This is a genomic window from Bacillus sp. HMF5848, from assembly GCF_003944835.1.
Taxonomy (GTDB): domain Bacteria; phylum Bacillota; class Bacilli; order Bacillales; family HMF5848; genus HMF5848.
On the sequence record NZ_RWIV01000001.1, the window covers coordinates 4,151,338 to 4,173,758 of the forward strand.

General features: G+C 42.5%; 11 protein-coding genes. All 11 read right to left on the bottom strand.

What is annotated here, in order from left to right; genetic code table 11:
- Positions 1 to 501: 501 nt before the first annotated feature.
- Positions 502 to 1,173: a ThuA domain-containing protein gene (locus tag EJF36_RS19555; protein WP_125907905.1), complete on the bottom strand. Its 672-nt coding sequence runs from the start codon at positions 1,171 to 1,173 to the stop codon at positions 502 to 504.
- The gene (locus tag EJF36_RS19560; protein WP_125907906.1) at positions 1,170 to 2,219 is read right to left on the bottom strand and encodes a Gfo/Idh/MocA family protein; all 1,050 of its coding nucleotides are present in this window, start codon (positions 2,217 to 2,219) and stop codon (positions 1,170 to 1,172) included. The genes EJF36_RS19555 and EJF36_RS19560 overlap by 4 nt, the downstream gene beginning before the upstream one ends.
- Positions 2,220 to 2,534: 315 nt before the next feature.
- Positions 2,535 to 4,211, bottom strand: a complete 1,677-nt coding sequence (locus EJF36_RS19565) for a glycoside hydrolase family 13 protein (RefSeq protein ID WP_125907907.1) — start codon at positions 4,209 to 4,211, stop codon at positions 2,535 to 2,537.
- Positions 4,212 to 4,218: 7 nt separating this feature from the next.
- Positions 4,219 to 5,487, bottom strand: a complete 1,269-nt coding sequence (locus EJF36_RS19570) for an extracellular solute-binding protein (RefSeq protein WP_125907908.1) — start codon at positions 5,485 to 5,487, stop codon at positions 4,219 to 4,221.
- Positions 5,488 to 5,528: 41 nt separating this feature from the next.
- Complete coding sequence (locus EJF36_RS19575) at positions 5,529 to 7,079, bottom strand: response regulator transcription factor (protein WP_125907909.1); 1,551 nt, start codon at positions 7,077 to 7,079, stop codon at positions 5,529 to 5,531.
- Between the two features lie 379 nt (positions 7,080 to 7,458).
- Positions 7,459 to 9,219 carry a sensor histidine kinase gene (locus EJF36_RS19580; RefSeq protein WP_125907910.1) on the bottom strand — a complete coding sequence of 587 codons (1,761 nt, stop codon included), beginning with the start codon at positions 9,217 to 9,219 and terminating at the stop codon, positions 7,459 to 7,461.
- Positions 9,220 to 9,291: 72 nt separating this feature from the next.
- Positions 9,292 to 11,076 carry a glycoside hydrolase family 66 protein gene (locus tag EJF36_RS19585; protein ID WP_125907911.1) on the bottom strand — a complete coding sequence of 595 codons (1,785 nt, stop codon included), beginning with the start codon at positions 11,074 to 11,076 and terminating at the stop codon, positions 9,292 to 9,294.
- A 105-nt stretch (positions 11,077 to 11,181) separates the two neighbouring features.
- A complete protein-coding gene (locus tag EJF36_RS19590) occupies positions 11,182 to 12,015 on the bottom strand; it encodes a carbohydrate ABC transporter permease (RefSeq protein ID WP_125907912.1) in 834 nt (277 codons plus the stop codon).
- 30 nt (positions 12,016 to 12,045) lie between these two features.
- Positions 12,046 to 12,999 carry a carbohydrate ABC transporter permease gene (locus EJF36_RS19595; RefSeq protein WP_125907913.1) on the bottom strand — a complete coding sequence of 318 codons (954 nt, stop codon included), beginning with the start codon at positions 12,997 to 12,999 and terminating at the stop codon, positions 12,046 to 12,048.
- Positions 13,000 to 13,169: 170 nt separating this feature from the next.
- On the bottom strand, positions 13,170 to 14,474 hold the full coding sequence (locus EJF36_RS19600; RefSeq protein WP_125907914.1) for an extracellular solute-binding protein: 1,305 nt from the start codon (positions 14,472 to 14,474) through the stop codon (positions 13,170 to 13,172).
- 1,179 nt (positions 14,475 to 15,653) lie between these two features.
- On the bottom strand, positions 15,654 to 21,557 hold the full coding sequence (locus EJF36_RS19610) for a glycoside hydrolase family 66 protein (RefSeq protein WP_125907916.1): 5,904 nt from the start codon (positions 21,555 to 21,557) through the stop codon (positions 15,654 to 15,656).
- Positions 21,558 to 22,421 lie beyond the last annotated feature (864 nt).

The window sequence follows — 22,421 nt, forward strand, 5'->3', positions numbered from 1 at the left end:
TTATCCGCCGTCGCTTGTCGATTATCCGCCGTGACTTGTCGATTATCCGCGGTGGCGTGTCGTTTATCCGCCGTGGGGTGGGTCTGCGGCTGCTCGGGTCTGGGTTTCCTCCGTGACCTGTCGATTATCCGCCGTCGCTTGTCGTTTTTCCGCCTTGGGGCGCGGGCACTATGGTGTCTGGGTTTCCGCTGGCGGCGCTGGTTTTCGATTATCTACCGGTTCGGTGTCGATTATCTACCACTTCCGTGTCGAATTTCTACCGGTTCCATGTCGATTATCTACCACTTCCGTGTCGATGTTCACCAAGTTGTCATATTCCCGACGTGAAATCCCTCTTTTATGGGTGTATTTGAGTGCGAACTCGTCACTTCCAAGTAACAGCAACACAAAAAAACTCGGTCAGTTTTTGACCAAGTTTTTTGTTCGTGTGTACATTTTATACGAAGTTGGCTACGTGTGGTATTTAATCAGAATACTAGTACTCAATCCCAAGCTACTATTTCACACCCCAACAGGTGCGGCCCATCTGACAGCGTTACAAATAACGCGTCGGATGTCCTTGTGATAGTATGTTGGGAAAGTTTCGTGACCTGGTCGGAAGTAGAAGATTTTTCCTTTGTCACGCTTGTACGTACAGCCACTGCGGAACACTTCGCCGCCTGTGAACCAGCTGATGAACAATAGTTCGTCTGGCTCCGGAATGTTGAAGCGCTCGCCGTACATTTCTTCGATGTCTAGCTCGATTTTCTTATCAATGCCTTGTGTGATGGGATGCGTGTGGTCGACTACCCAGAGAATTTCTTTGTCATCGGCTTCACGCCATTCTAAGCCACAGTTTGTGCCCATTAAACCGCGGAACACTTTAGAGTAATGGGCTGAGTGCAACGCAATTAGTCCCATGCCGTCGTGGACGCGGCGTTTGACCTTCTCGACAATTTCATCGCTCACTTCATCGTGTGCAATGTGCCCCCACCAAATTAACACATCTGTGTTGTTCAGCACTTCATCTGTTAGCCCGTGTTCTGGTTCGTCTAACGTGGCAGTCACAACAGATTCAAACCCATCTTCTAATAAAAATTGTTTGATTACGCCGTGAATGCCGTCTGGGTAGACGCGACGTACCTCTTCATTTTGTTGTTCATGACGATATTCGTTCCATATTGTTATGTTCATTGCATAGTCTCCTCCACATTCACGTATTTGCTTTGCTCTGCTGATTCGATGATTTTGTCTAGGATTCTTTGATTATGGTAGCCGTCGTAAAAATTTGGCATATCCTTCGGGTGTTCACCTAATACAAGGTCGATGAAATCCGCTAATTGGTTACGATAAAACTCAGGCGCTACATGAAGCGTCTCGGTTTTGTCTTTTCGCTTAATCTCAATGCGGTCTGGTCTTTCGCAGCAAATATTTATGGTGCCGTTTTCTCCATATACGGTAACATCCAGCTCATTGCCTGATCCGATCGCATTTCTAGTTGTCACGAACAGCCCCATAATGTTGTTGTCAAAAGTAGCTTGGAAGCTTGTGAAATCATCGACATCAACATGCTTCATTTCACCAGACGCTGCATCCGGACGCTCAGAGATAAATGTTGTTGTCATCGCTGAAACTTGCTTTAGCTCGCCGATTAAATATCTCACGCTGTCAATCATGTGCGCGCCTAGGTCTCCTAATGCGCCAGATCCTGATTGTTTCTTGCTAAATCGCCACGAAAACGATGTATTAAACTCCTCTGAGCCCCAGCCTTGTAAATAGCGAACAGCTACGTGTCGAACCTTGCCAATTGCGTTCTCTTCAAGCAGCTTTTTAGCTTGACGGAACGCAGGAATATAACGATATGAGAAGCCGACCATACAAGGAATAGGATTCTCCTTATACAAATTCGCAAGCTTTCGAGCTTCTTCAAAATTCACCGTGAATGGCTTTTCTGCCATTACAGGCTTTCCGTATTTAATACATACTTCTATTACACCTGCATGGACATCGTTGGGAGTAATCGATAACACACCGTCAACGTCCGCATCCTTTATTAAATCCTCATAATCTGTAAATCTCTTATTTTCTTCAATTGCTAGTTCATCCCCTGTTGTTTTTAAAACATCTTCCTTAATATCACAAACAGCCACTATTTTCGCATTCGGGATCTCTCCTAGCATCCGTATGTGCGCTCTAGACATGCCTCCTAAGCCAACTAATCCAACTTTCACAACTTTCATGCTTATTCCCCCTGTCACTATCGGCGTCATAAGCCGATTCTCGATTTCCCCGCAAGCCTTCTCAGCTGCGTATATCTATACTGTAATCGTTTTATTTTTCAATACAACGGGTCTACTGTAAGCGCTTAACAAACAACACTATTTCATTTAAAAAAGACACTGTCGAACGCATCAGTACGTTATGATAGGGAAAATAATAAAACCATATCGGAGAGGGGAATGTGAATGCACAAGGGAACAATACCGCACCCTAGTTACTTTTAAAAAACAAAAAGAACGCGATACCACCACCAGCAGTGTCGCGTCCTTATACTATTATTTTTTCAAAAGATATACTCTTGCTTCATAAGGACGAAGGGTTGCCTTGCCAGCAAATGTCCCCGCAACGTCTTCATAATTCCCAATTAATAGATTGCTATCAGCAAACTCGCCAATCTCCAGCTCTACCATAGCTTCTTCGCCAGTAAAGTTGTTTAACACGACGAGCTGCTCGTCAACTAGTGTGCGCGTGTAAGCATATACTTGGTCGTGATCTGGTAAAACCAGGTCATACGTACCGTACACGATAATGTCGAATTCTTTGCGAAGACGGATGAGCTTTTGATAATAGTAAAAAATAGAGTTTGCGTCGTCGAGTGCTTGCTCAGCGTTGATGTCCGCATAGTTTGGATTCACTTTTAGCCAAGGTGTGCCCGTTGTAAATCCCGCATGCTCACTAGCATCCCATTGCATTGGTGTACGCGCGTTGTCACGACCTTTTACATAAATGGCCTCCATTATTTTCTGATGGTCTTCGCCACCTTCTACTACTTTTTCACGGTACATATTGTGAATTTCTAAATCGTTATAGTCTGACAACGATTCAAACTGCACGTTTGTCATCCCAATTTCTTCACCTTGGTAAATGTATGGTGTACCTTGCATCATGTGTAAAAATGTTGCAAGCATTTTCGCTGATTCGACGCGATACTCCGAATCATTTCCGAAACGTGATACCATCCGCGGTTGATCATGGTTGTTTAAATATAAACTGTTCCACGCTTTGCCTTCTAAGTCCTTTTGCCATTTCGACATGACTGCTTTCAAATCTGCTAACTGCCATGGCTTCACATCCCATTTTCCGCCCGGGCCAGAGTCAAGATCCATATGTTCAAACGTGAAAATCATATCAAGCTCTGTGCCTTCATTGTTTGCATAGCGAACAGCGTCCGCGGCTCCTGCCCCTGGACACTCGCCGACAGTCATAATGTCATATTTTGATAAAACTTCACGGTTCATTTCCTCCAAATATTCATGCACGCGCGGACCGTTCATGAAGAAGTCACCGCCCCAATCATAGCGTTTACCACCCGGCGCGCTCGGTAGACCATCGGCCTTAGAAATAAGGTTAATGACGTCCATACGGAAACCATCAATTCCTTTATCAAGCCACCACGTCATCATATCGTACACTTCTTGGCGAAGCTTTGGGTTTTCCCAGTTTAAGTCTGGTTGCTTTTTACTGAATAAATGTAAAAAATACTCCTCTGTTGTTTCATCGTACTGCCATGCTGAGCCACTAAAGAAGGATGTCCAGTTATTTGGCTCTTGCCCATCCTTACCCGGTCTCCAAATATAGTAATCTCGATATGGGTTATCCTTTGATTTGCGAGATTCTACAAACCACGCATGCTCGTCTGAGGAATGGTTGACAACAAGGTCCATAATAAGTTTCATACCACGGTCGTGTAAGCCCGCTAATAGCTCGTCCCAGTCGGCCATTGTCCCAAACTCATCCATAATTCCTTGGTAATCACTAATGTCATAGCCGTTATCATCATTAGGAGATTTGTATACAGGCGATAGCCAGACAACGTCCACTCCTAACGTTTTTAAATAGTCTAGTTTAGAGATAATACCTCGTAAGTCACCGATGCCGTCGCCGTTACTGTCCATAAAGCTACGAGGGTAAATTTGATATACAACACTGTCTTTCCACCATTTTTTATTCATCACATAACTACCTTTCTTTATATAAAATTTCGTCTATTTCTTGGGCTGCCTTATTTAGACCCGTTTCAATGTCGATGCTATTAGAAAAAATTAATTCCATGTAATATCGGTATACTTGATCAATCTGATCCCAGCTAGCTACCTGCGGTCTTAAAAAGGCATGTTCTACACCAGTTAAATACGTTCGAAAATAGGGGTTTAACTCTAACACTTCTGAGACGTCAACGTTTTTATTCGTCGGAATGAGGCCTGTTTTTGCCATGAGACCTTGTGGCGTGGTGCCCATCATCCATTTTATAAACGTCCATGCTGCTTCGGGATGCTTGCTAGACTTCATAATCACTAAGTTCTCGCCACCAAGCACGGAGCCTTTTCCATTCGTCACAGGAAACGGAGCAACTAGAATTTTATGTTGCAGCTCTTGTAATTGCTCGTCTGTTTTTAAGCTAAAATACCATGGACCTTCATCTATCATGACGTAATCCCCTGTTTCGATGCCTTGCCACGTTTGGGCATTGCCTTGCAACATGCGCGGATTTATTCGTCCTCTGTCATACAAGTCCTTCATGCGTTCAACAGCATGCACGCTATCTTTACTGTTTAAAAATCCTGATGCAATTCTGTTCTGTGGGCTTAGTAGCATGCCTCCGAATCCGTAAAAATACGGTAAACTTTCCCAAGCCGACAAGCCCGTCATGCCTATAACATTGCCGTATAGCGCACTGGCTACTTCAAGCTCTTCCATCGTCTGTGGTGGAAGGTACATGCCCGCTTTAGTCAGGCGCTCTATGTTATAAATGGCTACTTTTGTATTGGTGTTTAACGGTACGCCATAATATTTTCCTTCGTAAAGATTAGACTGTAGAGGAGCGACATATAAATCTTTTCGAATTGTGTTAAAATCTGCAAACGTACTGACTGGATACAGTAAACCGAGCTGTGCAAACTTAGGGAGCCACGCAATATCCATTCGAACAATGTCCGGCGGTAGGTTGGCTGATGCTCTAGCAATAATCGCCGACTTTAATTGAGATGTATGTGCTTGTCGCACAGGTTTAATATCTATGTCGGGATATTCACTTTCAAACATCGATAATATTTCTTCTTCAAACACCTTTGTTTCTTCTTCACTGTACGTGTGCCAATATACAAGCTCCACCTTGTTCAAGACATCGGTAGGAGGGGCCTCTTTATGGTTAATGATGGTATTATTGTGTCCGCCGCAACCTGATAAGGCTGTTAATAAAAGCGCTGCCACCATGCTTATTTTTTTCATAATGAGTACTCCCTCCCAGCAATGAGATAGTGTTTATTCTATCAACTCGATGTCTCATCGTTTTTCATAGCTGCACGATAATCCATCGGTGAGTAACCAGTCATTCTTTTGAATAGCTTACTAAAGTATTTCACATCGTTAAAACCGGCCGATTCTGCTACTTCATATACTTTTAGACTTGTATTTTCTAACAAATCCTTTGCTTTATTTATGCGTAGATCAATGACGTAGTCTATGAAGGTTTGATTCATTGACTTTTTAAACATAATGCTAAAATAATTACGACTTACGTGCACATGGTCTGCAACCTTCTGCAATGTTAAGTCGCCTGTGTAAAATTGATGAATATATTGAAGAGCATGATCTATAACATGCTTTTCAGGATACGATTCCATATGACGCTTCCCTAACTCTTGCCTGCATTCCTCTAGCTTCTCAGAAAGCGCATCCAATAAATCTGTCAACGTTTCTGACCGTTGCAGCTCTGTACAACGAGTGATTATATTTGAGTAATCTAACTGATTTTGAAATAGAGCCATGACTATATCGCACGCCTCTTGCTTAATGGCTTCTGCTGTTAATTGCTCCGTCTTCCATATGCGTTGGCGCTCTTCAATAAATGCGATAGCCTTATCATGGTTATATGGTCTACCATGAAAATCGATGCTGTCAAGTTGCATATGCGCCACGTCAGTCTGTGTCGTGTCTTTGTATGAAAAAATAGATGATTGACTATGGAAAAAGTACTGTTCGCACGCTGCCTCACTTTTTGCAAAGCCATCTGCAATATCAAGTAAATCATTTACAATGTGATACCCAAATGTAAATGTCCATTTGACAGTCGGTTCTATGCTCTTTTTCCACGTAGCAATTAAGTCTGCCGGCTGAGCGGGTGCCTTTGTCATGACGAGTAACTCATTCTCACTGACTATCACACTTATACTTTCACTGCACCGTTCGTACAAATGATTTTGCACTTCTTCTAATAAAAAGGTTTTGTACAAAAAACCATATTGATCCTCCATGTGATGTATACGTTGCGTTTTTACACAAACGACAAGAATCTTTTCTTGCAGCCATGGAGGTAACTGGTCTGCCTGCAGAGTAGACGGCTCGTGTAAAATTCGGTATTTCACATAATCTTCAAGTGCCTTTCGCTGTTGCAAGCGAGCCGTACGGTCTGCTAAATCTAGTTTAGTCTCTAGCTTTTGTTCATCCTCCAGCTTGGATTTGCATGTTCGAATTAGGTTTGTAAATTGTTCCGGCTCTAGCGTTGGTTTTAACACATAGTCAACCGCACCTTGCTGTAAACCTGCACGTACATACTCAAAGTCGTTGTAGCTACTGACAAGCACAACTTTAAGCTTAGGAAACTTCTGCAACGCGTGCTTCATTAATGTTAACCCATCCATGATAGGCATTTTGATGTCTGTTATAAGAATGTCGACATGGTGTTGCTCCATCGCTTTCCACGCCTCTTCTCCGTTCGGATAGTCTCCGATAAAATGAAGACCCTCTTCATCCCAAGCAACCGAAGCCTTTAACCCAAAACGGATGACCGGCTCATCATCAACTATCATCACGTTATACATACGTTCACCCCTTAGCTGTTTTAAGCATTCAAATTACGTCGGCCACCATGAGTAAATCGCGTTGCCGTAGTTTTTTCGCAAGAAATGCTCGCGCTTAAAGCACTCGTTTCTGTTTTGCAAGCAATTCTCGCGGTTAAAGCGCTCATTTCTGTTTTGTGAGCAATTCTCGCGTTTAAAGCACTCGTTTCTGTTTTGTGAGCAATTCTCGCGGTTTTAGCGCTCGTTTCTGTTTTGTGAGCAATTCTCGCGGTTTTAGCGCTCATTTCTGTTTTGCAAGCAATTCTCGCGTTTTAGCGCTCGTTTCTGTTTTGTGAGCAATTCTCGTGCTTAAAGCACTCGTTTCTGTTTTTACGATAAATCTAACATTTTACAGAAATGCTTATGATTTTAAAATAAGTACAATGGTCGTTCCTGTCTCGTCACTTTCAATCTTCACTCTAGAGTCACTCGCAAAATATAGCCGTACCGAATCGTATACATGACTTAAGCCGATGCCGACAAATGTTTCTGCTTGCGTATTCAATGCTCGTGACTTCTCTTCAGGGAAGCCTACTCCGTTGTCTTTCACTGTGAGCTTAATCCCATCACCGAGCGCCTCTCCTAGTATTGTGATGATACCCGTTTGCTGTTTTGGTACGATACCATGGAATATCGCGTTTTCTACTAGCGGTTGTAGCAGCATTCTTGGTATTTCATAATCCTCAACCGTATCATCTAGCTCAACTTGAAGCTGAAACGTTTGCTCATAGCGCATTTCCATAATATCAATAAATTTTTCTAAAATATCGACTTCTTCTTTGACTGTGACAAAGGTACCTTTTTTCCCCATGTTCGCCTCAAGAAGTCGAATGAGTGCCGATAGTGCTTTGTTTGCCTTATCAGTTTGTTTAAAAGAAATCAGCCATCGTATCGTACTTAATGTGTTAAATAAAAAGTGTGGGTTGATTCGATGTTTGATCGCTCGTAGCTCTGCTTCTTTCTTCTGTACTTGTTCCTCTTTTACTTGCTCCAATAGGTCGTGAATTTGGCTTATCATATGATTGAACTGTTTACTCATCACACCAATTTCATCGTCGGACTCGACGTTCGTTTGAACAGCGAAGTCTCCTGCACCAACTAACTTCATGTCTTCCGTTAGTTTGTTAATCGGTCGAGTGATGCGTCTCGCTAGTAAAAGCCCTAATGCTACGGCGACAATCGTAAAGATAAACGCTAACAGAACTGTTACTTCACGTACACGCAATAGCTCTCCTGTTAGTTCTTCGACAGGTGCCACTCCTACAATGGTCCAACCATTGCTGATTGGCTGTTTCACACCATACAAAGCTTTACCTTCGTAGTCAAATTCGAATTCTACTATTTTTTTATTTTTCACATAAGAAAGTAGGTCATTATCCGGAACAGGCTTTCCAATATGGCTCAAATCTGGATCAATCATAACGCGACCCTGTTCGTCGACTACGAAAAATCGGCCACTATTCCCGAGCTTAATTGCTTTTATTTTTTCTAAAATCGCACGACCATCTATGCTAACTTGGATGTAGGCGATGTTATCGAGGGTTTGAAAGTTCTTCATGACGCGACTGACAGGTAGCACTAAATCTGTGTTTTGGCCACCACCACTGAACCGATCATATTGAAGCGGACTCCAGACAACCTCACCGTCTTTCTCCACTGCTCTGTTCACCCATTCTAGCTTGTTCAAGTTATATTTCGCTAGTTTATCGCGTGAAAACGTACCACTGCCCCAGCTTGTACCGTTTTCCTGCAGAACATAGATTGTTTTTATAAAAGAACTAGCAAATACACTAGAATTTAACGTATAAGACATAAATTCATTGTTTTGACTTTGCTCTATATACGGTAATCGTTTGTCGCCATCTTCCATCACTATTTCCTGCAGCTTTTCACTACTGTATATGAGATTTGAAGTATCGCTACCGACCGAAAAAATGTATGAAAGTGAATCAGCTGCTTGTTTGACAAGCTGTATCGAGGTTGTTCGCACATTTTCTTTTACAATATTAGATGAGGATACGTACGAAAATACTGATAACGACAAAACAGGAATCAGAATAACGAGTAAAATTGTTAGCACAACCTTTGTTGCGATTTTGCGAATAACAAATTTTTCTTTCATTATCTGATTCCCTTTCTTGTCACTATCTTATCTAGCTATCATAGTACACTTGTCTTTTCAGGGTAGCAAGGTCTATTTATATTGCAGTACGACCATGTCCCAGTACTTAAGTGATGGTAAGGTGATGGTAACAACTCCGTCTTTTTCTTTAAATGGTAATGTAACGCTTGTTGCGTTGTACACATCAGGTGATGCCATCCAAACAGAAGCTACCTCTTTATCAGTAGGTATGGAGATAGTCACGTCTTTACGTTCTGTTGGCTCTGCTTGTGAGCCTTCGTTATCTTTCCACTCCATTGTCGTAGCATCTGTAAAATTAATTAAGTGTATGATTTCTTTGTTATCCTTTTGCTTTACAAAGCTCCACACTTTTCCTAACTCAGCGTCTTGGCTTACTTCTATATCACCTTCGATTGAGATGTCCTTTTCAATCTCCTCTGCACCGTCGCGCAATAGGTTTTGATAAGCTACGAGGAAGTCATAGTAGTTTTGTAGACTTTGCTCAAGCTCTGGTGTAATCGTTAAGTTTTTGTGTGGAAAGTATTCTTTTGATAGCATGTTCTCACCAAGCTCTAGGTGAGCGCCACCCGCTGCAAAAATAACAGCGTTTGTTAAAAGAACACCTGGTGTGTTAAATTCTCCTACAGAGTTAGAGTAGTCGTAATTCATGTAAGCGGCTAAAACCGTTTGCAGCTTACCTTTACTAAATTTCCCGTTTTGGTCGATGATGCCTTTTAGATTTTTATAATGAGGGAATGAACTCCATACCTCCGTATATAAAAAGTCGACAGGCGCTTGTGTTGCCAAATACATTTGTGCAAATTGCTCTACAGCGTTCATGACTAGTGGTACATCTAGCTCATCCTTCGCTCGTTGTAGGAAAGGGGAATATGTGGCAGCAAGGTCGACACGATCGCCGTTATAATCCCAGCGCGTGCCTCTGTCCCCAAGCTGGTCGACATGCCAGCCGTCAAATGCTAAGTGCTCAAACGTTTCTTTTTCAGCATTAAAAATGAAATCCTGCCACTCCTCATTAGCTGGATTCATTAAGTGAATGTCACTTGCCCAGCTATCTGGTAGTGGATGCATATCAATATCTTGGTGAAGTGGATCTTTATATATGCCCCACTCTCGCTTTACTCCTTCTGTTTCGTGATCCTCATAGGCACCGAATAGGAGATTGTAGTTCATCGCCATCATATTTTTTTCATGAGCTAGCTCGATGTATGTTTCGACCGTTTCCTTCGAAACAATGCGATTGGCAATGTCCTTCCACGTATCCGCTACTTTTCCGTTTTCCATTTTGAGCGGTTTTTCATGCTTATACTGCCAGTCGTAAAATTGTAAGCCGTTCAGATGAAAGCGATTCAGTCTCTCGATAACCGCCTCTTGCTCTTCTCTCTCAAGCTCGTAAAAATCTGCTAAGTAGCCATAGCGAGGGAATTTACTCCAGTCTGAGGATACATCTACTGCGATGGCTGTATGATCTACAATGTCTTTTCCATTTTGTAAATACACATCTACAAGATAGCCTTTGAAGTCCTCATCTCCCGGTGTCCAACTCCACTCCACGTTTTGCGTGCCATCCAGTTTGATTTCCTCTTCATGGATGGTTTCGTGTAAGTGTTTGTATTTAACGAGAAGAGAGGTACCTTTCTCTTGTTTCTTCATTGATAGTTGAAAATTCACCGTATCACCTGGTTTATAGGCAGCTAGATCAGTAGTCACATTCATAAAATATGTCCCCTGTTCGATCGTAGTTGATTGTGCTAAATTCGTATCTGTAGAACAGCCTTGAAGACCTGTTACCGCTAATGATAAAGCTAACACGGGTGCTAGCAGTTTCCTCTTTTTCATCGTGTCACCAAATTTCTTTTTAGATTTTGTGTGTCTTCGTTGTTAATTGCTTGTCGGTATTGAATAATCCGAGGCTGGATTGGGTGAGATGATGCTCCCCAGTTATTAACCCTTTACGCCACCTTCAGAGATTCCGCCTTGAACAAATTTCTTTTGGAATATAATATAGATGATCATAACCGGAAGAATCGCGATTATTGACGCTGCAAATATCCATGCCCAGTTACTCGCGTATTTTCCTTGGAACATCATTAATGCGATTGGTAATGTACGCATCACTTCATCTTTAATAATTGTTAGTGCTACGAAGTACTCATCCCATGTACCTGAGAAGGCGAATATAGCCATTGTTCCTAGTGCTGGCTTTGAAAGTGGTAGATAGATATTCCAGAAGATTCGCCAGTTTCCGCCACCATCCATTAAGATTGACTCTTCATATTCTCTCGGAATAGATTCGAAGAAGCCACGTAGGAAGAAGGTTGAACCAACCACGCCTCCCCCGATATAGATTAACCATAAACCGTAGTAAGAGTTTACAAGACCTAGAGATTTAATAACTGTAAACTGTGGTACGATTGCAAGTACTAGTGGAATCATCATCGTGAATAGAAACGCACGGAAGATGAACTCTTTACCTGGGAATGTGAAGCGAACAAACGCATAAGCTGTCATAGCCCCCAAAAACACGCTTCCCACTGTTGATACACCAGCTACTAGTAAACTGTTCAGGAAGTAACGGAAGAAGTTATTTTTTGTCCATACAATTTCATAGTTTGTTAAATTAGGTATGGCTGAGAATACTTGTTTTGGACGGGGTAACGTATACGCTTCGCCTACGAATGTCGTCATCAACATGTAAATAAATGGTGTGATAAATATAACGACCCCGAATATTAAAATTGTATAAACTATTATTTTTGAAAAAATATTCGTTTTCATAATCTAACCTCCTTTTGGAGAAGTAATGTGTTATAGCATGCGCTGCTTTCCGATATTTTTTTGTTGAGTCCACGTAATTATGAAAATGGTGAGACCCATCATAACCCCTAGTGCTGATGAATACCCAAAGTTAAAGTTGTTAAATGCTTCTTTATAAATCATGCTCTGTAATACTTCTGTTTGTCCCATCGGCCCACCATTAGTAATGAAGTATACTTGTGGGAAGATGTTGAATGCTCCCATAACAAGGTTGATGATGACAAAAGCAGTAATTGGTTTAAGCATTGGGATTGTAATGTGCATAAATGACTTAATACCATCTGCCCCATCAATGCTTGCTGCTTCATATAAATCCTTTGGAATCCCTTGAAGTGCCGCTAAGTAAATAACAACGGCCCACCCTACGGTTTTCCAAATGTGGAATACCCAAATAACAATCATGGCTGTCCATTGATTTTGTAACCAGCTAATCGGTTGGTCAATAAGACCAGCGTTAACTAGAATATAGTTGATAAGACCACTGTCGCCATCAGCGAATAAGTAACGGAATAAGAATGCAACTACGATCCATGATGTAATAATCGGTAAATAGTATAAAGTCCGGAATGTTACTTTAAATTTAATGAATTGTAAGTTGATTAAAACGGCGAAAAATAGACCTAAAAACCAGTTTATCGGCACGGTAACGACCGTATTTAAAAATGTATTTCGGACCGCATAACGGAATTTTTCATCACTAAATGCTTTCATATAATTTTCAAATCCAACAAACGGACTTTCAGCACCTGGCATAATGTTATAGTCTTGGAAGCTCATAATAACTCCCTTTACTAGCGGGTAAACAACAAAGACACTCGCTCCAATTAACCCTAAAATGATAAAAGGAAATACATCTATCCATTGCTTTGTACCTTTTTTAAAGCGTTGTTTAAAAGTAGGTTCATCAATTTGGATCATGTTATTAGTCGATGGATTTGGATTCATGAGCAGGTCCTCCTTTCAGACAATCATACTGATTTTGTAAAATAGTTCGTGAAGAGTTTTTATAGTGGATTATCATCCATGTTTGGTTTTGAAGGGCTGACATAGAGGCTTTAATGAATATACTTCACTGAGAGACTCAGTGAAGTATATCAGTGTAAGGTTAAGTTTCCTTATTTTAATAAAGCTTCTGCCTTCAATGTTGCATCTTCAAGTGCTTCTTTTGCTGACATTTCGCCACGAATGACTTTTTCAAAGTTTAAGTTGATGATTCCTTCAAACTCTGACCATTGTGGAATTGGAGTACGTGGTAATGCTGTTTCTAACTGTTGAACGTATTCTTTAACGAATGGACCGTCTACGAATGCTGGATCGTTAGCTGCTACTTTGTTAGTTGGGATTAATCCTAATTCAGACATAATCTTTTGTGGCTCTTCTGTCATCATCCATTTAGCAAATGTCCAAGCTTCTTCTGGATGCTTAGAGTTTGCGAACATAACAAGGTTTTCTCCACCAATTACAGAACGGCTACCACCGTCACCAGCTGGCACTAATGCTTTTACAGTTTGATCTAATGGCTTGAATTCACTACCTTCTTCATTCATAAGAACGCTATAGAACCAAGGGCCGTCATCAATCATTAAATATTCATTATTTTTCATACCATCCCATGAACCAGGCTCTCCACCTAAAATTGTTGGTGCTACTAAGCCTTCGTTATGCCAGTCAGCAATTTGCTGAACTGCCGCGATACTTGCTTCACTGTTTAGGTATCCATCAAATTGAGTGTAGTCATCATTTGTTAATTGACCACCTAAGCTCCAGAAGTATGGTAACCATGCCCATGAGAACGCACCACTGATACCAATTCCGCCTTTAGCGCCTGCAGCGTTTGCTTTACGTGCTGCTTCTGCTAACTCGTCCATTGTTTTTGGAGCTTCTGTGATACCAGCCTTATCCATTAATGATTTGTTATAGATTGCTACTTTTGTATTTGTGTTAACTGGTAGCCCGTAGTACTTTCCTTCGAACTGGTTTGTTGCCATTGGTGCTTCGAATAAGCTGTTCTTTACACCTTCAAAGCCTTCCATTGAACTTACTTCTTTTAATGCACCCATTTTTGCGAATTCCGGAACCCAAATGATATCCATACGCATTAAGTCTGGTGCTGCATCACCTGATACACCTGCGATTACTTGTTGCTTTAATCCTTCGTATGGCATACGAGTTAGCTTCAAGTTAATTTCAGGATGCTCTTCTTCAAATAATGGTTTAATTTTTTCATTTAATACTTTTTCTTCTTGGTCACTGTACGTGTGCCAATATTCGATTGTTACTTTATTTTTTGCAGCTGCTCCGTCCGAGCTAGTTCCTCCACTAGCTGTTTCCGTTGATCCACTTGAACCACCAGAGCAAGCACTTGCTAATAATAGAGCCGTAATGGAAACGCCGGCCATCACTGATTTCCAAAGTTTCATTTTGTGTACCCCCTACTTCTTTGATTTGGTTTTGTTTACGTTCTCATTATCTGTTTTTTTGTCGTTTTGGGTAACCGCTTACATTAAGGCGTTGGTGTCTTATTTTTATATGTTAGAGATGGAAGTAGTTGGGCAGGGGCGAAAAAGGTGTCTTATGTTATTATTCGCGTAATTTTTTGCACTTTTTTTGAGGTGTGGTGGAGTGTTGTTACCGTAAAAATTGATGAGATGGACGCGTGTAGTTGGATAGTTAATTTTGATTAAGGGTAGGGCGGGAAGGAGATATCGGCCTAACAAGTGTGAGCCTGTGATTTGTGGATACTTTGTTCATAGTCAGTGATATCTCTGTCCGGATCAACGATTTCTACTTTGGTGTCACTGTTACTAGTTGCGTGACTGGCTGATTACTTTTATCCGCGATGGGTTGTCGGTTATCCGCCGTGGGGTGTCGGTTATCCGCCGTGACGTGCGTGCGCGGCTGCTCGGGTCTGGGTTTCCGCCGTCCGGTGTCGGTTATCCGCCGCGGGGTGGGTCTGCGGCTGCTCGGGTCTGGTTTTCCGCCGTCCGGTGTCGATTATCCGCCGTGACTTGTCGGTTATCCGCCGTGACTTGTCGGTTATCCGCCGCGGGTTGTCGATTATCCGCCGCGGGGTGGGTCTGCGGCTGCTCGGGTCTGGGTTTCCGCCGTCCGGTGTCGATTATTCGCCGTGACTTGTCGATTATCCGCCGTCGCTTGTCGTTTATCCGCCGTCGCTTGTCGGTTATCCGCCACTTGGGCGTGACCATTGGATTTTGGTTTCTGCTCGCGCGTGGTTTTGTTATTCTACCACTTTGGTGTCGATTATCTACCGGTTGTGTGTCGATTATCTACCACTTCCGTGTCGAATTTCTACCGGTTGCATGTCGATTATCTACCACTTCCGTGTCGATGTTCACCAAGTTGCCATATTTTCCGCATGTCCCCCACCCAATCCCCCCATTTCCCGCTCATTTTCCGCTCATCCCCCCGCGTATTCCCCGCTAATTTGATTCCCGCTCTCTTTCCGCTCCGCCCATTCCCCGCTTAAGAGGGCTGTTATTCGCGCCATCACTAACACTCCCCTAAACTAAGATAGCCCCACACTTTCCATATAAAAAAAAGGAGTAACCCCGCTTTTCTCGAGGTTACTCCCATTAAAATTATTGTATTACACGCTGTGCACGTTTTTTTCTATACATCCAAATCATAGACACCGCACCCATACTTACAAGTATAAGCAGCATCGGATGATACACCATATACACGACGCCGACGGCTGGCATTAGCATAGCACGCACTAGCGTCTTTAACGTACCGCTATCAGCGATAAAGGCTGCGATCTTTGGTGAGTGCTCGTAATAAAACTCTACGAATCTCGTTCCGACTGCGCTTGTTAATAAGAAATCATCTCTAAAGTGACGTAGCAACGTTACAGCAGGGGTGAATTTTGTACCGTATGCTGCTGTCGCGATAAAGCACTCGTCTATCGGTGCTTTATCCGTTACATTCACTTCTTGGTCTTCGATCGCTTCGCCCATCTCATCAGCTAGTGAAATCGTTAATTTCGTATCAACTGGTTGAGACGGAATTTCCACTGTAAAACGATTATCTTCTCCTACTACACCTGTGCCAAGAACTGTGCCATCTGCCATAACCGTAACAGTGTACCCAGCTGGCGCTGTACCTGTTACTACTTCACTATCAGGTGTAATAACATCAACAGTTAAATTCGGAACATCTCCAACAAATAACGACTCAACAGTTGGCGTTACTGGATCTTTGTCTATTAAAATCATAGACCAGTACTGTAAACTTGGAACGGAAATTTCGAGTGATGTATTATTCCATTCAAAGTCGACTTCTTGCATTGTTCCTTCACGTTCATCAGGTGAAGCAACGTATACCTTTAAGTTAGGTGCATCAGCTTGTGTGATTCCGACCGGATATGAAACTGTTAAATTCGTCAATAATTCCGGTTCGTTAGCAGCATTTCTCCAGTTTTCGTCATTATTTAATAGATTGATAAGGTGAAGCACATCATACTGTTCAAAGCCTGGATTGTCCGTATTTTTACGAGCAACTGTCCATAGTTTGTTTTTCGTACCGTCCTTGCTTGTAGCTAGCGTTTGATTGTTGTCTGTCACTGTTACTTGAACAGATTCGTCTTCCACGCTATCAAACAATACATTTTCATAAGCGGCGAAGAACTTATAGTATTGCTGCATCGCTGCTTTAGTAGATTCCTTCATTTTTTTACTACGGTTTGGATAATATTCATGCGCTAGCATGTTTGGTCCTTCTGCCAAGTCTTCTGCTGTTCCTAACTCGATGTGGGTTGCGCCTAACGCTGCTAAGCCAGCATCCATTAAGCGTACAGATGGCTCATCGAAGAAACCGACCGTTAAGCGACGAAGATTAATGGAACCTTTATCATCGTTTTCATATTTAAGGGTAACGTCATGCTCGCCACCTGATAAATAAGAAGCAATGTAATACGCATCTTCATTATACTTATCTAAATCACCTGTCCCGTTGAACCACATTTTTAATGGTTTGCCGTCAGGGTTCATTACTTGTTCACCGTCGATATATAGAGAACGTGAGGCTGCTGGCCCTTCATTTGCATATGTGAAAATAAGGGATGTTTCACCTGGCTCTTCAATATCGATTGTAAATGTTACTTCATCACCAAGGTGACCAAAGTTTGTGATTAAGTCTTTAAAAATTACCATTGGCGCTGTGAAATCAGCTTTTTCAGCATGATATGCTTTGTCGCCAACTCGTAGGAAATCAAATTTCACACCGTCATCATCGATGTTTTCCACACGAATTGTGATCGTGTTCCAGCCTTCTTGTAACGATACTCCAGGCTGAACATGTGATAACCAATCATTTGAGTATTCAAATGTAAGGTCTGCTACTTTTACGTCATTTACATAAACTGCGCGTGTTGCTGGGCGCATCGATTGTGAATCATTGTTATAGTTCCACTCTACGTCATAGTCACCAGCTTGCTCGGCGAACACATGGAACGTAATAAAGTCACCTTCATCTTTAAAGTCAAATACATGTCCCGTTGATACACTGATATCACTAGAGATTGCCGCAGCATCTTCAACTTCATATTCTTCATTCGCTACTAGAATACTATCTATGTTAATATACTGGCCTTCCGTTACCATCTCTAGCTTAATTGTGTGAGCGCCAGCTGATAGGTTTGCCTTTACTTCTTTTTCAGCAATACTTCCATCCCAACCGTTTGGTGTAGCACCAAAAATAGCATTGTCAGCAATAAGCACATCATCTACATAAATATCGAAGCTTGGGTTGTTACCTGTACGATATTTAAAAATGATAGAGTCTGCGTCTTCTTTTGCATGTACATCGAATGTAACAAATTGTCCTGTATGACCATGGTTATCTGTTTTGCCAAGCTCTACGTTGACACTTCCTTGTTTCGGTGCGACAGCTTTCCAGCCAGTGTCTGCTTCTTCAGCTTGTTTCGTGAAGCCAGCTAGTTCTATTTTGTCAACTGCCATGCGAATATCTGATGCGTCTTCTGTTAAAATCGTAATCTCGTTTGTGCCTTCTGCTACGTATACCGGCAGCGTAACAGTGCTCCAATCCTCCACGACTGGGAAGTCTAGGGCGCCTGCTTTTTTGCCATTGATTTTAATGGCGCGAGTTGTGCTAGCTTCACTATTTTTATAAGTGATAGTGAGTGGAAGTTCACCTGCTTGTTCAATACCTTTTATTGTAAAAGTTAAATAGTCTCCTTCTTGCCCAAAGTTATAGGCATATCCTCGAACAGAATTTGCCGAACCTAGGGAGGCCTTTCCTGTTAACACACCGGTTTCTGCTTCAAATACTGTATCATCTAGCGAAACATTATCTAGCAGTAAAGTACCCGTTGTGTAAGGCATTAATGTGATTGTATTATCACCTACTTGTACAGGAAGCGTGATCACTTGTTGTGCCCACTCGTTCGAAGAAGCGGATAATGTAATTGGTTCAGCGTATAACTCGTTGTTGATGATTACTTGATATGCTTCATCGTTTGTAGTTTGGTACGTAATGGTAACGTCTTGTAGCCCACCTTCAGCAGACTGTACGTTAAACGTGACACTATCACCTTTTGGATTGTTAAAATCGCCAATATGTGAGTTTGCCGTTACATTGACACCAACTGTTTGAGCCTCTTCTGCTTCATACATTGTACCTTGCCATAATTCAAGGCCATGCAAATTTAAATATGTGCTTTCACTTGCGACAGACAGGCGAATTTTGTTTTCACCAGGTTGAAGGATAACATTTGTGCGAGCAAGCCCCCACCAGTTTCCATCAGCCCAGCCGTTATTTTTAAAAATAACAGTGCCTTGCTCTTCGCTGTTTACTGTTATGGTACCTGATGTATCACTTGTACCTGTGCGGTAAGAGAAAAATGCATCATACATTCCGCCATCCGTACTGTTAACTGTGAATTCAACATAGTTACCAGCAGCACCATTAAAGTCATCAGTCTTCTCACCATTTATCTTCACATTGCCACCAGCAGTAGCGCCGTAAACGTCTTGAGTGATTGTCTTTTCCCCAACGTATAAGCCATCAAGGTCAAGGTACGCGTTGTCACTTGTTAGCTGAACTCTTACATCGTTGTTACCTTCTACAAGCGGTAATGGTACCAGTTCTGTTTGCCAACCGTCTTCAAATGCCCAATGTCCTGATGAAGTGATGTTGACATGTTGTGAAATCGTATCATTTACACTCACAGCAGCTGTCGGATTATTAGATGTTGCATAGAATAGGTGTGCTGCCTGCGTGCCTGTTTCTTCTGCGTACACATCAAATGTAACCGAATCGGCACCTGTGTTTAGATTTTCAACAAAGCCGGCTTCTGTTTGACCAGGCTCGATTTGAATTTGTGATGCTACTGGTGAATCCCAGTCTAATGTTGCTTTTTCAGCTTCATAACGCTTGTCACCTACACGTAAATAATCAAGCTTCATGCCGGTATCGTTTGCCGTTGCTCTCAATGTAATGGTGTTGTGCCCTTCATTAAGAGTGACTATCTCTTGACCGCCTTCAACAAACGACTCCCAGCCCCCTGTTGTTGGGAAAGATAGCTCTGTTATCGACTGGTCATTCACAAATAAATGACGCGTAATGTCCGTTTGTTCGATTCCGTAATTGAACGATATTGGATATGAACCAGCTTCTGGCGCATATACATCAAATTGTACGTAATCGCCTTTTGTTTCAAAGTAGTAAACATGACCGAACTTATCCACTTTACAGCTAATTAAATCAGCATATTCAGCTTCATATTCATATACTGATGTTTCGTTCGCTACTTCCAAACTATCAACATTTAACCATAGATTGTTCGAGTTAAGCTGCAGCATAACGGTATTCTTGCCAGCTTGAAGCTCTACTTGAGTCGTTGCAGTAGCTATTGGGTTCCCCCAGCCAGTTTTTTCTGAAAAAGAAATTTGTGAAGCTACTTCCTCGTTGTTTACCGTCAATCGGCCTTCTGGATGTCCTCCGTCATTGCCATGACCATAGCGTAGTGTTAAATCATACGTGCCGGCTTGCGGGACATTTACTGTCCAGATGATTTTATCTTCGTCTTTTTTACCAAAATCACCAACCCAGCCTGGAATCTGGCCTAGTCTTGACTGCATCACAATTGGAGCAACCGGTACATTTTCAACATCAGCTGCTTCATAGTGATCGCCCGCTGCTTGCTTGTAGTTCATGTATGCCGCGATGACCATCGCTTTGTTTCCGTTTTTACTGCGAGTGTCATTGATAACTTGTTTTAAATCTCGGTAATTGTCTTTGTCTTGCCAGATTTCGCTGTAATCGAAATCTGTTTTCGTGTTAGGGTCTGGCACCGCACTATAACCTCCGTTGCCTCCCACCATATTGAACGTAACAAAGTTTTTCTCTGTGCTGTTTGCTAATAACGAATCTTTTACTGCATTAATTAACGAGTCATAATCTAATGAAAAATAACGTTTTTCTCCAAAATAATCGTATAAGTAGTCATTATCATGCCAGCCCCATTGGTCAAGATGGATACCATCAAAGCCAAAATCATTGACTGCCCGAACAAACTCTTCTGAAATATATTGTTGCCACTCCGGGTTACCTGGATCTTGCAAATAAAGAGCTGTTGGCGGATCGACCCAATCAAAGAAGAAGCCTTCTTGATATTTCTGTGGATCAGGGTCTGGGAACGTAGCATTGTGTCTAAATAATCCCCATTCCTTTTTCACACCATAATCCTCATAATTCTCGCGCGCGGCATAATTCATCTCATACGCCATCGCAGCAGAACCAAACTTCTGTGCCGCTTCAATTTGTTGCTTAACTGTTAACGGAAACAGTTCTCTCCCTAACAAGTCGTCATAAGCGGTATTTTCGTCAATCGGAGCCGCTATGAAATTACCATTCTCGTCTAAGATTGGCTTACCATTCTCATCTACTTCAGAGTACACAGACACATCATGGCGCCACATCCAGTCATAAAACTGATATCCATTTAAGTAATATTGCTGTGACAACTCTTGGAATTTCTTATCACTCTCTGCTTGTGTTTCTTGTGGGAATTCCGTTGTGTACCCGTAACGCGGAAAGCGAGTCCAATCACTCGATACATCGATAGCAATTGTTTTGTATTGAGCTGGCTGCCCTTCGATGAATGCTTTTACAAGGTAGCCACGAAAATCGGTAACGGGTGGCACCCACGTAAGTTGGAGTTGATTTGACCCCTCTGTAAACATTGAGATAGGTTTAACTCCCTCTGCAATCTTTTGATTAAGGTGGTAGACCTCCACTTTCAATTTGTCAGTCCACTCTACGTCTTGATTGAAAGCAAGTGTCATCTCAACCTGTTCGCCAGGATTGTAACGAGCTTTGCTGACTGTAAAATCAAGAATCGGTTGTGTAGGGGTATTTGTGTTTAGTTCGGCGGCAGCTGTGATGTTGTTAAATAGCGGTGCGACCGGTTGAAACACTAGTAAACACATTAATAGAAAAGATACGTATTTTTTAGTCCTCAACTCATAGTTCCTCCTTCTAATTTATGTAAGGGTTTTCATTCTTACGATAATGGATATTTGCCGCGGAAAGAATGGAGTTTATTATGCAAATAGTGGCATAATTTCTTTACATAGTTGGATATTTTTGTATTTGGTGTTTCGGGGTGTCTTTTATTACGGTTCGGGAGATTAATATAAAACACTGTTTAAGAGATAATGGATGCGAGGTGGATGCGAGGGATATAGCGGGTTCCTTAGAAGTGGTGCATTGCTGACGCTGGTTGGGGTTAGGAATCCGACCTATGACGTGAGGTGTGAGGATAACCCGTAACCCACAGGGACTGGATTTCCAGTTTTACGATCACTTGTCTAATATCCGCTTTAGAGCGAGTGCGTAACGCCGGGGTCTGGTTTTCAGCCTTGTTGTGTTGGCTTTTCACTGGGAGGGCGTGGTTATCCACGGTGATATGTTGATTATCCGCGGTGCGGTGTCGGTTATCCGCCGTGACTTGTCGATTATCCGCCGTGGAGTGGGGGTGCGGCTGCGGGGGCTGGTTTTCCGCCGTGCGGTGTCGGTTATCCGCCGTGCGGTGTCGATTATCCGCGGTCGCTTGTCGTTTATCCGCCGTGGAGTGTCGATTATCCGCCGTGGAGTGGGGGTGCGGCTGCGGGGATCTGGTTTTCCGCCGTGCGGTGTCGTTTATCCGCTGTAACCTGTCGTTTATCCGCCGTGGGGTGTCGTTTATCCGCGGTGGGGTGGGGGTGCGGCTGCGGGGGGCTGGTTTTCCGCCGTGCGGTGTCGGTTATCCGCCGTAATCTGTCGTTTATCCGCGGTGGCGTGTCGATTATCCGCCGCTTGGGGCGTGACCATTGGATTTTGGTTTC